Source organism: Enterococcus sp. DIV1444a (genome assembly GCF_051712125.1).
GTDB classification, from domain to species: Bacteria; Bacillota; Bacilli; order Lactobacillales; family Enterococcaceae; genus Enterococcus; species Enterococcus faecalis.
Genome location: NZ_JBIOOG010000001.1, coordinates 1,518,930 through 1,534,998 on the forward strand (window position 1 = coordinate 1,518,930; position 16,069 = coordinate 1,534,998).

The window sequence follows — 16,069 nt, forward strand, 5'->3', positions numbered from 1 at the left end:
ATAAGTTTTTTAGAAAAGCAACTGTTTACAATCCATCTTCTTTAATTTTATGGAAAACCTTTTCGCTTCGTTCATAAAAAACATCAGGTCGTTGTGCTTGAACATTTAAATAGCGAGCCAACGCATAAAAATAATCTGATAAACGATTGGTAAAAATTAATACCTCTTCGTTAATTTTAGCTGTCCAATTTAAACGAACAATGATGCGTTCTGCGCGCCGTGCAATCGTCCGAGCCACATGAACCATACTGGCTGCTGGGGTTCCGCCAGGTAAAATAAAACGATCAATATCTGGTGATTGTGCGGTGTACACATCAATCCGTTGCTCCAACCAATGGACACTTTCCTTTTGTAATTTAAATGGTCGTTGTGCTTCAATCGGTGTTGACAAATCTGTTCCTGCATCAAAAAGTAAATGTTGTAAAGCTTCTAGTTCTTCTTTAATTTCTTGATTTTCTTGTGGAAGTTGGCTGATAATGTAGCCGACCCAAGAATTCAATTCATCAATCGTTCCATAACTTTCCACTCGATCAGAATCCTTAGCGACGGTTGAGCTGCCGACTAATTTCGTCATTCCCTTATCGCCAGTTTTTGTATAAATTTTCATTCTGCTTCATCCTCCTCTAAATAATCTACTAATTCTTGCAAGCCAATTTTTTCAACAGAAGAAATTTCAAAAATTCTTGTTGCACCCGCACTTTTTAATTGTTGCCGAACAATCTCTAACTGCTGAGAATCTTGTGCTAAATCAATCTTGGTTAAAATACCAATGATTTCTTTCGGGAAAATACTACCAAATCCTGGTGAAAAAACTTGTTGTGTTTCCACAGCACTTTGAACCAAACCGATCACATCTGCTTCTGCCGCTGTCACGTTTAACGCATTATAATATTGTCGATGCAAAATAAACTCGCCTGGTGTATCAATCATTTCTGCATGAAATTCCACCGCCTGTGTTTTATCATAAATTAATTCTTTGCCTTGCAGAGCTTGACATAACGTGGTTTTGCCACAACCGATTGCTCCCATTAAAATGATCCGTTTCATCGCTACCTCCATAAAAAAGGAGCCCAAAGCAAGTACCATTACGTACTTAGTCTTGGGGCTCCTTTGCCGATTTGTTAAAACACGCCATTGTGTTTCCGCTTCTTTACCTTTATCTTACCTGTTTCCAAAAAACTTGTCAAAGTTATTGAATAGTTTCCCAAACTCTATGTTGTTTCTGAAAATAGGAAACAATATCTGTTTCAAAAATCGTTTGTAGAAATTCTTTTGAAGCCAACGTTTGGAAATCACCTTGCGCAGCCACTTTCCCTTGCTTCATAAACACAGTTTTTTCACTGAGCGTTAAAGCTAAACGGATATCATGAAACACACCGATTAGCGTTTTGCCTTCTTGCGCACTCCACTCATTTAACTGCTGAATCAATTCTTGTTGATACCGAATATCCAGATGATTATTGGGTTCATCCAATAAAATAATTTCTGGATCTTGTACAAATAATTTAGCCAAAAATACTCGTTGTTGTTGTCCTCCGGAAAGCTGATTGACAACTTTATCTTTTAAAGGCAATAAACCCGTGCGTTCTAAATAATAAAGGACTTGTTCTTTTTCTTGTTTAGAAACAATAGGTAAAAAACGTTGTGCTTGCTGTCGATACGCCCCCATCAAAACTGTTTCGTAGACCGTATAATCAAAAGCAACTGTCGTGAATTGACTCATCATTGCTACTTTCGTTGCCAATTCTTTCCGCTTTTGTCCATGAACTTCTTGACCATCAATTAAAACAGAACCACTATAAGGGATAAGTCCGGCAATCGTTTTTAAAAGTGTCGTTTTGCCGCAACCATTTGGCCCTAAAATACAAGTTTTACTACCTGTCGGAAAACAGAGGGAGATATCTTTTAAAATGGGGCTTTGTTGGAGTGTTACAGCTGTTTTTTTTAATTCAATCATACTGCAACGCTCCTTTTTTTAAAGTAAATATACAAGAAGAACGGTGCTCCAATCAAGGCTGTTACTGCCCCGATGGGAATTTCTCTTGGTGATAAAATCGTGCGAGCAATTGTGTCCCCTATTACCATGATGGTCCCACCTAAGATTGCCGAACCGGGAATCAGCCAGCGATGAGTCGCCCCTAAATAGCGACGGATAATATGTGGCGCTATTAAATCAACAAAACCAATCACACCGACAAATGAAACCGCACTTCCTGCTAGTAAACTAGCCAAAAGAATAATGCGTAGTTTTGCTGTTTTGACTTCTACTCCCGCTAACATTGCATGTTCTTCTCCTAAGCCAAGAACATCCAATGCGCTGGCATCAAACCAAAGAAACAGACTGCTGATAAGCAAGATTGGACAATAAATCGCAATTTTTTGCCAATTACTGCCAGAAAAACTACCCATTTGCCAAAAGACTAATTGTTTCAAATAATCTTGGAAAAGTGCTGTAATCAACGTCAAAATAGCACCGACAAACAAGGTCATAATCATCCCCACTAAAACAACTGTTTGATTGGACATTTGACTATCTATTGTTTGCGTAAATAACAAAACTAAAAAGACCGTTGCTAAGCCAAAGATAAAACCAGTTAAAGGTAATAAAAACGCACCTAAGATCGAAGCAGTTACACCGGTTACCATGATTAACGCAGCGCCTAAGGATGCTCCTGCTGATACGCCCAAAGTATACGAAGAAGCTAAAGGGTTACCTAAGAGTGATTGCATCACCGTGCCACTTACTGCTAAGCCTGCGCCAACGAGATAGGCCATCACGACACGCGGTAACCGAACATTCCAGATGATTCCTTCTAAAATGCCATCTTCTGAAACCGTCTTTTTCACTAAAATTTGAAGCAAATCCGTTAACGAAATCTGAACACTTCCAATTTTAATACCCAAAAAGAGCATGCTCATACTGATCAAAAGCATCAGTATGAGACACGTTTTTTTACTCATCTTTTAAATCCTTATATTCCTCTGGATAAACAGCTTTTGCCATTTGTTTTAATGCTTTGGTAATGTGGTTATTTGGTAAAGAGCTAGACATGTTGTCAATTTCGAAAACTTCTTTGTTTTGAACTGCAGGAACGTTTTCCCAGTTTTTACGAGCTAAAATTTCTTTGGCGGGATCTTTCATATAGTTAACATTGGTTAAAATGACTTCTGGTTTTGCAGCAATGGCCGCTTCTTCTGTCACTGGTAACCAGCCTTTTTCATTTGCCAAAACATTTTTTGCCCCAATTGTTTCAATCATTTCATTTAAAAATGTCCCATTACCAAAACTATAAATGTCTGGTAAGGCAGCCACTTCAAACAAAACAGTTTTTGGTTTTTTTATGGTTTTACCAATTTTGGTTACTTCGTCGATTTCTTGATCCATTGTTTTGATTAACTTTTGTCCTTTTTCATGTTCAGATAAGCTATCCGCGATGAATTGGACGTCTTCTTTGATTGCTTTGATGCTTGTACTAGTGGGGATATTAACGACTGTAATTCCAGCATCTTCCACTTGTTTCCAAACACTTTCTGAGCTAGCTAAATTGATGTCATTCACATAAACAATTTGTGGTTTCAAGGCAATCAATTTTTCGGCATCGACAGCCATCATATCCATTTGTGGTAATTTTTTTAAATCAGTCATCATTGTGCTACTTTGAGTATCAACTGCGATTAATTGGTCGGTTTTACCTAAGTCTTCAATCACTTCTGTTGTTGATGGCACTAGGGAAATAATTTTGTTTGCTTCTTTAGGTAAAGTAATTTCTTTACCGCTACGGTCTTTGGTTGGTAACGTTACTTCTGTTTTTTCAGAAGAGGCAGTTGCTTTCTTTTCCTGTTTGCCACACCCTGCTAAGCCAAGTGTCGCTACTAAACCTAAAGTCATCATTGTTAAAGTAAATTTTTTCATTTTTTCATCCTCGCATTCGTCTATTTTATTTTGGGGAAAATTTTCTGAAATGAACCTCCTTTGTCTCAACGTCAAAACAATACAAAAAAACCACTTTTTTCTCCAATAGAAAAAAAGCAGTTACTTAACTATGCTAATGATATACTCAGCCAGTTATCTTCAAAGCCCCTTCTTTTTCCTACAAAAGAATGATTAGACTTATCAAGCCGGTATCCTGACTTAGCTTCTTCTTACTCCCAATCCTTCCAGAATAATCTGTGGTCTTATTGGTTTCATCCGCCATACAGTAGGTAGGTCTGTAGAGGATTCACACCTCTTTCCCTGACACTTCATAAGTACATATATATTGTATCTTCGTTGATAACTAATTTTCAAACCAGTGATTAGACGTCCTTGTCTAATGACACACATTTATTATAACGGTTATCAACCATTTGTCAACGCTTCCTCAAGCAAAAGAAAAACTTTTCTTGTTTTAGTTATTAGACATTGTTCCGTTTTTCTATTCATGATAAAATAAATCCTAGTTTGAATAAGAAAGAGGTTAACTTGATGAAAATCGTCATTTTGTTACTTGTTGCCTATTTATTAGGTTCGATTCCCTCAGGTGTTTGGATTGGCAAACTTTTCTTTAAAAAAGATATACGCCAATTTGGTAGCGGGAATACAGGAACAACCAATACATTTCGGGTCTTAGGGAAACCTGCCGGAATTACGGTATTATTAATGGATATCTTGAAAGGAACGTTAGCCACTTCATTACCCTATTTGTTTGGTTTACAAGGCGTGAACCCGCTCTTCTTTGGGGTAGCCGCTGTTTTGGGGCATACCTTCCCTATTTTTGCCAATTTCAAAGGTGGTAAAGCCGTAGCCACTAGCGCCGGCATGTTATTAGCATACAGCCCCACATTTTTTATTTATTCTGCTCTTATTTTTGTGATTTGTCTGTATCTAACCAGTATGGTGAGTTTAACAAGTATGATTAGCGCTGTACTAATTACACTTTCTACTATTATTTTGCCTTTCACTGTCCCAGCTATTTTACCAACATTTAACTGGTTATTAACCGTGATTGCGATTGCTTTGACTACTTTTATCTTTGTCCGTCATCGTGAAAACATTCAGCGAATTAAAAATGGAACAGAAAGTCGTCTTTCTTTTGGCTTACGTGCAAAAAAATAAAGAAAAAGGCTGTGAACAAATAATGTTCACAGCCTTTTTCTTTATTTTACACTAATCATATACTGTGTTTTAAATAGTTCGTTAGCTGGTAACTTATTGATGCCAAATTTTTCAGCAAGTTGGCCAGTTGTGTCGACAGCATCAGCAATCCCGCACCAAGGTTCGATACAGACAAAGGGCGCTTCTTTCGGTGTCGGTGACCAAATTCCCACAAAAGGCATTTCTGGATAACTCAAAGTGACTTGATGGTCACTTTCGTCTGTGGCAATCGTAATCGCTGTTTGACCTTTTGTTTCAAAAATCATTGCATCATTTTCAAATAATTGATGCGTTAAGTCAAAGCTGGTATTCGTTTGGGCTAGCGTTTTATTCGCTAAATCAATAAACGGGCCTGCTAAGGGAATTTGTGTCCGTGATTTTTTAGGTGAAAAACTTAGATAATAATCTTCAAACGTTAGTGAAGATTCTAAAGGTACATTAAAGGCTGGATGACCACCAATCCCAAAATACATCTCTTCTTTCCCTGTATTTTCTACTTGGTAGTTTACAGTCAATTCTTGATGTTCTAATGTATAAGTAATCACTAGTTCAAAATCAAAAGGATACTTCTTCTTGGTTTCTTTTGTTGATTTTAGTGAAAAAGAAACTTCTTCTCCACCTTTTTCAATCACATCAAATACTTGATCACGAACAAAACCATGTTGAGTTAAATGATACGCTTGATTTTGGTACATATACGTATCTTCTTTTAGACGACCGACAATCGGAAAAAGTACGGGCGCATGGCGGGCCCAAAATTCAGGATTTCCTTGCCAAATATATTCAATGCCGGTTTCTTTTGATTGTAAACTTACTAATTCTGCTCCTTCTTCAGCAAATGTTGCGATTAGAAATTCATTTTCAATTTGTACAGTCATTGCGTTGTCCTCCTAGTTGATACGAGCAATTGCTTATTTTTCCAACTCTTTAATAAATTGTTGATTTAACACTTTTAAATAAGTCCCTTTCATACCAAGAGAACGTGATTCAATAATGCCAGCTGATTCTAATTTTCTTAAGGCATTCACAATTACGGAACGAGTAATGCCTATTTCATCTGCAATACTTGAAGCAGTTAAACGACCTTCTTCGCCATCTAAGGCTTCAAAAATAGCATGGACGGCTTTTAATTCACTATAGGAAAGAGTGTTGATGGCCATTTGCACGGCAGTCGCACTGCGAACTTCTGCTTCAATTGTTCTGGATTGATGATACAAAATTTGCATGCCGACAACGGTCGCACTATATTCAGCTAACACTAAATCATCCTCGTTAAAGGATTTTTCAACACGCGCTAAAATAATCGTACCCAAGCGTTTGCCAGCACCGTACAAAGGCACAATAGTGGTTAAACCAAACGGATACAGCTCTCGTGATTCAAAAGGAAATGCAGTTAAATCACTATCTATCGGAATATTAGCTTCGGTTACTTTGAGCATATCCACGGCCTCGGTGTATCCTTGAGGAAATTTTTTCTCTTTAAACATATTTTTGATACGGGCATTATTAACATCTAATTTTTCAGTATACCCCAACAAATCCCCTGAACTGCTAATAATATACGCATTACTTTCTAAAATATCCCCTAAAATCATCGCCATTTTGTTGTACGGAAGTTCTGCTTGTACGTCAAACAGATTGTTTTTTTGCAAAAGCTCGTTCACTTGACGTGTTTTTTCTAATAATGTAGCCATCTTTTCTCCTCCAGCCTTTTTTATAAGATGTAACGACTTAAATCTTCATTTTGAACAATGTCATTCAATTTTTCATTGACATATGCTTCGGTAATCGTAATTTCACCCATTTGCATATCTGGTGCTTCATATAATAAATCTTCTAATAAACGTTCTAAAATTGTGTGTAAACGACGCGCCCCAATATTATCTGTATCACGGTTTACATCATAAGCGATGTGTGCTAACCGTTCAATTGCTTCTTTTGTAAAGATAACTGAAACATTTTCTGTACCGATTAATGCTACATATTGTTTAATTAAAGCATTGTTTGGCTCAGTTAAGATACTTACGAAATCATCAGCCGTTAAATCATCTAATTCAACTCGAATTGGGAAGCGGCCTTGTAATTCTGGAATCAAGTCACTTGGTTTTGACAAGTGGAAAGCGCCTGAAGCGATAAATAAAATGTGATCCGTTTGTAAAGGACCATACTTCGTGTTAACTTGGGAGCCTTCAACAATCGGCAAAATGTCTCTTTGTACTCCTTCACGAGAGACTTCGCCCGAATTTTGTTGGCTTTTGGAGGTGATTTTATCAATCTCATCGATAAAAATAATTCCGCTTGATTCTGCTAAACGAATCGCTTCGCTATGAATGTCAGCATCATTAACAATTTTTGCTGATTCTTCTTTCACTAATAATTCTTGTGCTTCTTTCACCGTCACAGTACGTTCAATTTTTTTCTTTGGTGACAGAGCGCCTAACGTTTCATTTAAATCGATGCCCATTTGTTCTAGGCCATTGTTCATAGCTGGCATCGTTTTCTTCGGTTCTTCAATTTCAATTGTTACTTCACGATTATTTAATAGACCTTTTTCTAGCTGTTCCAAGATTGTTCGGCGATTCGTTCGAATATCTTCCGTTACTTCTTCTTGTGCTTCTTGCTGTTGCTGAGCCATGTTAAACATGTTCATCATTTGTTCAAATTGATTACCGCCAGTCTGTTTTTGTTCTTTTTTAATTCCAGGCACTAATACTTTGACTAAACGTTGATTGGCCTTTTTCAGCGCTTGCGCATACACGCGGCTGTATTGTTGTTTTTCAACAATTTGGATCGCATTTTCTACTAAATCCCGCACCATTGATTCGACATCCCGACCAACATAGCCGACTTCTGTGAATTTGGTTGCTTCAACTTTTACAAAAGGCGCATTGACAATTTTTGCGAGACGACGAGCAATCTCAGTTTTACCAACACCTGTTGGTCCAATCATTAGTAAGTTTTTAGGCGTAATATCTTGTTGCATATTTTCTTCTAATTGCAAGCGACGATAACGGTTACGTAAAGCTACCGCCACTGATTTTTTGGCAGCTTGCTGACCAACAATATATTGATCTAGTTCTTTGACTATTTCTTTTGGTGTTTTGTTTAATTCATTCATGGATTTTCCCTCGCTTATAATTCTTCTACAATGATATTATGATTCGTAAATACACAGATATCTGCAGCAATATTTAAGGCATTTTTAGCAATCTCTTTCGCTGGCATTTCTTTATCGCCAAAGTTTTTCATGGCTCTTGCAGCAGACAAAGCAAAATTACCGCCAGAACCAATTGCTAAAATGCCATCGTCTGGTGTAATGACTTCCCCAGTCCCTGAAACTAAGAGCATTTCTTCCTTATTCATCACAATCAGCATGGCTTCTAACTTTTGCATGGACTGTTGTGTCCGCCACTCTTGGGCTAACTCAACCGCAGCTCTGGTTAAGTTTCCGTTGTATTCATTTAATTTTCCTTCAAACTTTTCTTCTAATGTAAAGGCATCTGCCACACTTCCTGCAAAACCGACAACGACTTCATCATTGTAAATACGGCGCACTTTTTTGGCCGTACCTTTCATAACGACAGATTCGCCCATTGTTACTTGACCGTCACCAGCCATTGCAAATTTTCCATCTTTTTCGACTGCACAAATTGTTGTAGAGTGAAATTGTGATTCAACCATTATTGTTCCTCCTAGACGTTTCCCTCCATTATGCACGAGGATGAAACGTTCGATAATTTTTTTGTAAACTTTCTTTTGTCACATGCGCATATATCTGAGTTGTTGATAAATTAGCATGTCCTAATAATTCTTGAACTGTCCGCATATCGGCGCCATTATTTAATAAGTGTGTCGCAAATGTATGGCGTAACATGTGGGGATGAATTTCCGCATTTAATGAACTTTTTTTAATTAGTTGGTTTAAGACATATTCAATCCCTGTTGGCGTGATTTGTTCACCATGATGATTAACAAAGACATACGGATGTTTTTTTTGATATTTTGTCATTAATAGCGCGCGGCCATTCTCTAAGTAATCCTTTAAGGCGTCTTGTGCAAATGAACCAAAAGGCACATAACGGTCTTTATTTCCTTTTCCGTGAACCAATAAAACAGAAGCTTGAAAGTCAACTGCGTCCACCGTTAAGTTCGCACATTCACTGACCCGAATACCAGTCCCATACAGAACTTCTAGTAATGCTTGATTTCTCAAATCAAGCGGTTGCTCGCCTTGAGCGCTCTCAAATAAAGCATCCATTTCTTTTTCATAAAAAAAACGGGGCAATCGCAACTGTTTCTTTTTCATATGAACATAGGAAAAAGGATTTTCTTGGATTGCTTCATTTTTTAATAAGAATTGATAAAAAGAACGCAAACTGGCAATTTTTCGACTAATCGAATTGCGGCTATATTCCTGATCGTATAATTCGCTCAAATAAGCCCGAACATCCAAATGCTCTACAGTCAAATAATTGTCGTTACCTGAAGTTTTTAAAAACGAAAAAAAATGTTGTATATCTTCTTGATATGCTTTTTTTGTTTTTTCTGAATAGCCTCTTTCGACAATAAGATAACGAGCAAATAACTCAGGCCAATTCTTTTCTTCCATGTGATAGCCCTCCTCATTCGATTACAAAGTAACTTTAGCATAACCTTTTTCAAAAGACAATTAAGTTGTCAGAATTTAATCAATATTTCTAAATATGTTCACAATTTTAACTATTCTTTAGCTTTTGTTATTTTTTTCTAAAAATTAAAAGACTGAGTATCATCGCATTTCTTAGCAATGAAACTCGGTCTTTTCTCATATTTCTTCTAATTTAGTCTAAAGATTGGATAACTTGAGCTTGAACATCTAAGGCCCGATTAGCAATCGCTTCGTAGCGTTCTTTTTTGTCACGAATTCGTTCAGGTAACTCTGGGAAAAGCCCAAAGTTTGCATTCATTGGTTGGAAATGTTTACCTTCTGCATGCGTAATATAATAAGCCATGCTTCCTAAAGTCGTTTCGCGAGGAAATTCAATTGGCTCTTCCCCTTTGGCAAGACGAGCTGCATTAATACCTGCGAGTAAACCACTTGCCGCACTTTCAACATACCCTTCAACACCAGTCATTTGTCCAGCAAAAAACAGGTCGTCACGTTTTTTTGATTGATAGGTTGGCTTCAGCAATTCTGGAGAATTCATAAAACTATTACGGTGCATGACGCCATAGCGCACAAATTCAGCATTTTCTAATCCCGGAATCATGCGGAATACTCGTTTTTGTTCGCCCCATTTTAAATGCGTTTGGAAACCAACAATATTGTATAAAGAAGCTGCGGCATTATCTTGACGTAATTGAATTACAGCATAAGGCCGTTTGCCTGTTTTAGGATCTTCCAGTCCGACCGGTTTCATTGGACCAAACAACATGGTTTTAATGCCACGTTGCGCCATTACTTCGATGGGCATACAGCCTTCGAAAAACTTTTCTTTTTCAAACGTGCGTAAAGGAACCACTTCTGCATTGACTAACGCTTCATGAAATGCATTAAATTCTTCTTCAGTCATCGGACAGTTTAAGTAAGCCGCTTCACCCTTGTTATAACGAGATTTTAAATAAACTTTATCCATGTCAATTGTTGATTTATCAATAATTGGTGCTGCTGCATCGTAAAAATAAAAACCTTCAGAACCATTAAATTCTTGAATTTTTTGAGATAAGCTTTCAGAGGTTAAGGGACCCGTTGCAATAATTACAATCCCTTCCGGAATATCAGTGATCTCTTCATTTTTGATTGTAATTAATGGATGACTTTTAATTTTTTCAGTGATTGTTTCAGAAAAAGAATCACGGTCAACTGCTAAGGCGCCGCCAGCTGGTACAGCGGTTTGATCCGCACTACCAATAATGATTGAATTTAAACGGCGCATTTCTTCTTTCAAAACACCTACCGCATTGGTTAAACTATTTCCACGTAATGAATTAGAACAAACTAACTCTGCAAAATTTTCTGTTTGATGCGCTGGTGTCTTTTTGACAGGGCGCATTTCATATAAATCAACTGGTACGCCAGCATTGGCTACTTGCCATGCCGCTTCACTTCCGGCTAAACCGGCACCAATAATTGTGACTTTTTTTGTCATGTATAAAAATTCCTTTCTATGTCAAGAAGTTAAGAGCTATCTCTTACAAACTCAATTCATTTTACTAAAAGAGAAGACCGAAGTAAATTCTTCGGTCTCAATTTTTCTTATTTTTGGACGTTTTCTTCATAATCGCCATTGATACAAACGACTTGTTTGCCGCCTTTAACTTTTTTCTCTACTAGATATTGCCCACATTTTGGACATGGTCGGCCTACTGGTTTGTCCCAAGAAGTGAAGTCACACTCTGGGTACCGACTACAGCCATAGAAAATCCGATTTTTCTTTGATTTCCGTTCAATAACTTGTCCTTCGTGACACACAGGACACGTCACACCAATTTCTTTGACAATCGCTTTTGTATTTCGGCAATCTGGGAAATTACTACATGCATAAAATTTTCCGTAGCGACCCAGTTTAATCACCATTGGATGCCCACATAGTTCGCAGTCAAAGCCTGCTGGCTCATCTTTAATTTGGATTTTTTCTATTTTTTCTTCGGCGTTGGTTAATTCTTTTTCAAATGGTTTGTAGAAGCGATCCACGACTTCGACCCATTTTTCTTGCCCTTCACCGACTTTATCTAAGTCCGTTTCCATTGTCGCTGTAAAATGTGTATCGACAATTTGTGGGAAAAACTCTGAAACTAATGAATTCACAATTTCACCTAATTCCGTTGGTTCAAACCGTTTATTCGTTAGCTTCACGTAATAACGCCGTTGAATGGTTTCTAGTGTGGGCGCATACGTAGATGGTCGTCCCACGCCATTTTCCTCTAAAGTCCGGATTAACGTGGCTTCACTAAAACGAGCCGGTGGTTGAGTAAAGTGTTGTTTCGGTTCGATATCGACAGATTTAACAACGTCACCTTCCACTAATTCAGGTAAAATATTTTCCTTGTCTTCTTTACCATCATCGCGTCCTTCAACATATACTTGCATAAACCCTTTAAATTTCACTTTGGAGCCATTGGCAATAAACGTTACGCCGTTTTGTTGAAGCGTGACCTTCATGGTATCTAAAATCGCTGGTGTCATTTGACTAGCTACAAAGCGCGACCAAATAAGAGTATATAATTTTAATTGATCTTTATCTAAATACTTCTTCATTTCATCGGGTGTTCTTAAAACGCTTGACGGACGAACCGCTTCATGGGCATCTTGTGCACCTTGCGTATTTTTTGCTTTGCGGCCGCCATGTGCTGAGAACTCATCTCCGTAGGTCTTTTCAATGAATTCAGCAGCTTCTGCTTTGGCGGAATCAGCAATTCTGGTTGAGTCTGTACGCATGTAGGTAATCAGCCCCACAGTGCCTTGTCTTCCTAAAGCAATTCCCTCATACAATTGTTGCGCAACCATCATGGTTTTACGGGTTCGGAAATTTAATTTACGTGCCGCTTCTTGTTGTAAACTACTGGTTGTAAAAGGTAATGCAGGATTACGTTTCCGTTCTTTTTTCTCAACTTTTGTAACATCGTAATCTTTACCGTCAATCCGAGAAGTGATTTCTTTCACCGCTTCTGCATTTGGTAATTTTTTCTTTTTACCATCTACGCCCCAGAAATTTGCTTTGAATTTCTTGCGACCTTTTTGGAAATTCCCATCAATGCTCCAATATTCTTCAGGTTTAAATTCTCGAATTTCATTTTCCCGATCAATAATCATTTTTAAAGCAACAGATTGCACACGACCAGCACTCAAGCCTTTTTTGACTTTACGCCATAAAATAGGACTAATCGAGTATCCGACTAAACGGTCTAAAATGCGCCGTGCTTGTTGTGCATCAACTAAATCAACGTTAATGGTTCTAGGCTCTTTAAATGCTGCTTTTACCGCTTCTTTAGTTATCTCGTTGAATACCACGCGGTTTTTATCTTTTAAATCAAGGCCAAGAAGATAAGCTAAATGCCAAGCGATGGCTTCACCTTCTCGGTCCGGATCGGCTGCGAGATAGACTTTTTCAGCTTTTTTTGCAGCCGCTTTTAAACTTTTGATGACATCGCCTTTTCCACGAATCGAAATATAATGAGGTTCATAATTATTTTCAATATCAATCCCCATTTTACTTTTTGGTAAATCGCGAATGTGACCAACACTGGCAACCACCTTGTAGTTTCTTCCTAGATATTTTTCAATTGTTTTGGCTTTGGCAGGTGATTCTACAATCACGAGATACTTATAGGCCATTCAATTAGCTCCTTTCGCGTTCGCTTTCCTACTATATAATATATGTAAAAAACGCACAAATCGTAATACATCATATGCTATATAGAATAGGTTTGTCAAGACTAGGCTTTCTAACATTTCTGTCATTTCTGTTTGACTGTCCGAATTTATAAATAAAAAATGCCTATGATTTATAGATTTTATCCTAAAGCATTAAAATACCCAAAACATTCCAACTAAAATGAGTCAAGACAGCAGCTTCAAAGCGACCCGTGCGTAGATAGACCCAACTTAAAGCTAATCCCATGCCCCAATAAATAACAAAACTACCTATATCCGTGGGCGTGTGCACAAGTGCGAATAAAATAGAAGAAACGAGTATGCCTATTTTTGAAGCTGGCTTGAAAAACGCTTGAATCCCGACACGAAAAATTCCCTCTTCAAAAATTGGCCCAAGCACACCTGCAAAAATAAGTATAAGCCCTTTAGGAATGGCTTGAACAATTTCTTCAACACTTTGTTGGTTAGAGGTCGTCTCTAGTCCTTCCAGACGTAATAAGAAATCACCAAGTATTCCCACACAAAAGATTATCACCAAACCTAACAAGACCACTGGCAAGGTTTCTTTGATTCCTAAAAAAGTCCAAGTTATGAGCTTTTTCTTTTTCAAAAAAGCAACAAATAGATAGACGAAATAGGCACCAAGTCCAACAGCCACTAATCCACTAACAATGCGAAACCAAAATTTTTCTGTAGAATATTGAACAATCAAGACCAACATCAAAGGAATTTGATCCAAAATCAAAAAGCCCAGTAGCTGCATACCAAACAACCATCTTTTTCTAACAACCGTTTCCATTTAGACACTCCTAACTAACAACCAAAAGATTAAAATCTGATTAAATAGTACCGAAGTGAACGTAGGTTGTCAATTCACAATTAGTAAAAGTCACAATTCTTCACAAATATCATCAATTGTCTGAACACATTTAGCACCGTCCTGAATTAATTCATGGCAGCCCGTTGAAAAAGACTGGAAAATACTTCCCGGTACGGCAAATACCTCGCGTCCGTAATCCATCGCCGATTGTGCAGTAATTAAAGAGCCACTATTCTTACGAGCTTCCATCACGCAGACCCCTAAAGATAATCCAGCAATAATGCGATTACGTGCAGGAAAATGATATTTTTTCGGCCCACTCCCATTCACATATTCTGTTAAAACAAGCTGATTCTGCTTCATAGTTTGCTGTAATTCTTTCTTTTCGTACGGATAATATACGTCTAAACCAGTGCCTAAAATTCCAATTGTCTGGCCCCCGTTCTGGATGGCCATCTCATGGCTACGACTATCGATACCTTTGGCAAGACCGCTGACGATTGTGAACCCTTCTTTGACTATTTTAGGAACCAGAGCTTCAGTCACTCTTAACCCATATGAAGTGGCATAGCGAGCGCCGACGATGCCAATTTTCCTTCTGTTTAACAATTGTAAATTTCCTCTATAAAAAAGAATTGCTGGTGGATTATAAATTTCTCGTAATAATTTAGGATAGACGGCATCTAAAATTGTCATAAATTGGTGTTGGCATTGTCGTATATATAACGCTTCACTATGAATCGTATGGTGTAACCAAGATTGTTCAAATAATTCACGATATTTCTTGATTTCAGCGATTCTAATAATTTCTGTACTGGAAAAATCAACACGCTTTTGTGCGATAGCTTCTTGTAACACTTTTAAGATACCTAAATTGCCAATTCCTTGGCATACCGCTAATTTAAATAATAATTGTCGTTGTAAAATTTCCAACAAAAAACACCTCTTTCACATCTTCTTAAAATAAGAATACGTAAAAAAAGTGTTTTATTTTTAAATCATATCTTTTATTGGCGCAAAAGTACGTCGATGAATGGGTGTTACACCGTATTTTTCTAACCCGAGAAGATGTTCTTTTGTTCCATAGCCTGCATTGTTTTTAAATCCATATCCAGGATATAATTCATCATATTCTTCCATTAATCGATCTCTTGTTACTTTTGCAATAATACTGGCTGCTGCAATCGAAATGGAGCGTGCATCCCCTTTAATCAAACTTTCTTGTGGTTGGGGAACATCTAACTGCATTGCATCAATTAATAAATAATCTGGTGTAAAAGCTAAATCATCAATTGCCATTTTCATCGCTTGTTTAGTTGCTTGATAAATATTAATTTGATCAATGACTCCTTGATCAGCGATACCTAACCCGATAGCGACAGCCTGTTCTTGAATCTGGTTATATAACGTTTCCCGTTTTTTAGCAGATAACTTTTTTGAATCATTTAAGCCTAATAATTGACAATCCTTCGGTAAAATAACTGCAGCTGTCACAACGGGACCAGCTAATGGTCCGCGGCCTACTTCATCAATTCCCGCAATTAAACGATGGCCTTTTTTATAGGCCGCTTCCTCAAATTGACTCATTTCTTTAAAAAGTTGCCACTCTTTTTCTTTGGCTAACTGGCGACGTTCCCATTGTTTGATAGCTTGTTGCACTCCTGAACGTTCATCTTCTCGCCAGCTTGCCAAACGTTCATCGGTTGCATCAGTGACCGTTAACAACGCTTCTTTGATTGCCTGAATCGACTCTTTTGCCATG

General features: G+C 37.7%; 16 protein-coding genes and 1 riboswitch. Of the genes, 1 reads left to right on the top strand and 15 read right to left on the bottom strand.

Annotation, left to right across the window (positions count from 1 at the left end):
* Positions 1-25: 25 nt before the first annotated feature.
* The 5 genes from IGI87_RS07460 to IGI87_RS07480 all read right to left on the bottom strand — a co-directional run bounded on the left by IGI87_RS07460 (position 26) and on the right by IGI87_RS07480 (position 3,982).
* Positions 26-607 carry a cob(I)yrinic acid a,c-diamide adenosyltransferase gene (locus IGI87_RS07460; protein ID WP_104854865.1) on the bottom strand — a complete coding sequence of 194 codons (582 nt, stop codon included), beginning with the start codon at positions 605-607 and terminating at the stop codon, positions 26-28.
* A complete protein-coding gene (locus IGI87_RS07465) occupies positions 604-1,047 on the bottom strand; it encodes a EutP/PduV family microcompartment system protein (protein WP_010707557.1) in 444 nt (147 codons plus the stop codon). The genes IGI87_RS07460 and IGI87_RS07465 overlap by 4 nt, the downstream gene beginning before the upstream one ends.
* 142 nt (positions 1,048-1,189) lie before the next feature.
* Complete coding sequence (locus tag IGI87_RS07470; protein WP_113794075.1) at positions 1,190-1,957, bottom strand: ABC transporter ATP-binding protein; 768 nt, start codon at positions 1,955-1,957, stop codon at positions 1,190-1,192.
* Entirely contained in the window at positions 1,954-2,961 is a 1,008-nt protein-coding gene (locus tag IGI87_RS07475) for a FecCD family ABC transporter permease (protein ID WP_438736565.1), read from the bottom strand. The genes IGI87_RS07470 and IGI87_RS07475 overlap by 4 nt, the downstream gene beginning before the upstream one ends.
* Entirely contained in the window at positions 2,954-3,982 is a 1,029-nt protein-coding gene (locus tag IGI87_RS07480; RefSeq protein ID WP_438736566.1) for an ABC transporter substrate-binding protein, read from the bottom strand. Before IGI87_RS07480 ends, IGI87_RS07475 begins: the two co-directional genes overlap by 8 nt.
* A 118-nt stretch (positions 3,983-4,100) precedes the next feature.
* A riboswitch (cobalamin riboswitch) is annotated at positions 4,101-4,260 on the bottom strand.
* Positions 4,261-4,465: 205 nt separating this feature from the next.
* On the opposite strand from IGI87_RS07480, the gene plsY reads away from it, so the two are divergent.
* Positions 4,466-5,095 carry a glycerol-3-phosphate 1-O-acyltransferase PlsY gene (plsY, locus tag IGI87_RS07485; protein WP_002360243.1) on the top strand — a complete coding sequence of 210 codons (630 nt, stop codon included), beginning with the start codon at positions 4,466-4,468 and terminating at the stop codon, positions 5,093-5,095.
* A gap of 41 nt (positions 5,096-5,136) precedes the next feature.
* Here plsY and IGI87_RS07490 read toward each other — a convergent pair whose 3' ends face one another.
* The 10 genes from IGI87_RS07490 to IGI87_RS07535 form a co-directional block, all read right to left on the bottom strand.
* Positions 5,137-6,012: an aldose 1-epimerase family protein gene (locus IGI87_RS07490; RefSeq protein WP_438736567.1), complete on the bottom strand. Its 876-nt coding sequence runs from the start codon at positions 6,010-6,012 to the stop codon at positions 5,137-5,139.
* A gap of 33 nt (positions 6,013-6,045) precedes the next feature.
* Positions 6,046-6,828, bottom strand: coding sequence for a GTP-sensing pleiotropic transcriptional regulator CodY (codY, locus tag IGI87_RS07495; protein ID WP_002357492.1), 783 nt, complete (start codon positions 6,826-6,828; stop codon positions 6,046-6,048).
* A gap of 20 nt (positions 6,829-6,848) precedes the next feature.
* Positions 6,849-8,252 carry an ATP-dependent protease ATPase subunit HslU gene (gene hslU / locus IGI87_RS07500; protein WP_438736568.1) on the bottom strand — a complete coding sequence of 468 codons (1,404 nt, stop codon included), beginning with the start codon at positions 8,250-8,252 and terminating at the stop codon, positions 6,849-6,851.
* Between the two features lie 14 nt (positions 8,253-8,266).
* Positions 8,267-8,815 (bottom strand): HslVU peptidase proteolytic subunit, encoded by a 549-nt coding sequence (gene hslV / locus IGI87_RS07505; RefSeq protein ID WP_002357489.1) that lies wholly within the window; start codon positions 8,813-8,815, stop codon positions 8,267-8,269.
* A 28-nt stretch (positions 8,816-8,843) separates the two neighbouring features.
* Positions 8,844-9,743, bottom strand: a complete 900-nt coding sequence (xerC, locus tag IGI87_RS07510; RefSeq protein WP_002357488.1) for a tyrosine recombinase XerC — start codon at positions 9,741-9,743, stop codon at positions 8,844-8,846.
* Between the two features lie 211 nt (positions 9,744-9,954).
* The gene (gene trmFO / locus IGI87_RS07515; protein WP_002357486.1) at positions 9,955-11,262 is read right to left on the bottom strand and encodes an FADH(2)-oxidizing methylenetetrahydrofolate--tRNA-(uracil(54)-C(5))-methyltransferase TrmFO; all 1,308 of its coding nucleotides are present in this window, start codon (positions 11,260-11,262) and stop codon (positions 9,955-9,957) included.
* A 107-nt stretch (positions 11,263-11,369) separates the two neighbouring features.
* The gene (topA, locus tag IGI87_RS07520) at positions 11,370-13,448 is read right to left on the bottom strand and encodes a type I DNA topoisomerase (RefSeq protein ID WP_438736569.1); all 2,079 of its coding nucleotides are present in this window, start codon (positions 13,446-13,448) and stop codon (positions 11,370-11,372) included.
* A 184-nt stretch (positions 13,449-13,632) separates the two neighbouring features.
* A complete protein-coding gene (locus IGI87_RS07525) occupies positions 13,633-14,286 on the bottom strand; it encodes a CPBP family intramembrane glutamic endopeptidase (protein WP_104853665.1) in 654 nt (217 codons plus the stop codon).
* Between the two features lie 90 nt (positions 14,287-14,376).
* Entirely contained in the window at positions 14,377-15,240 is an 864-nt protein-coding gene (gene dprA, locus IGI87_RS07530; protein WP_104853695.1) for a DNA-processing protein DprA, read from the bottom strand.
* Positions 15,241-15,300: 60 nt separating this feature from the next.
* Positions 15,301-16,068, bottom strand: coding sequence for a ribonuclease HII (locus IGI87_RS07535; RefSeq protein ID WP_002369352.1), 768 nt, complete (start codon positions 16,066-16,068; stop codon positions 15,301-15,303).
* Position 16,069: the final 1 nt, after the last annotated feature.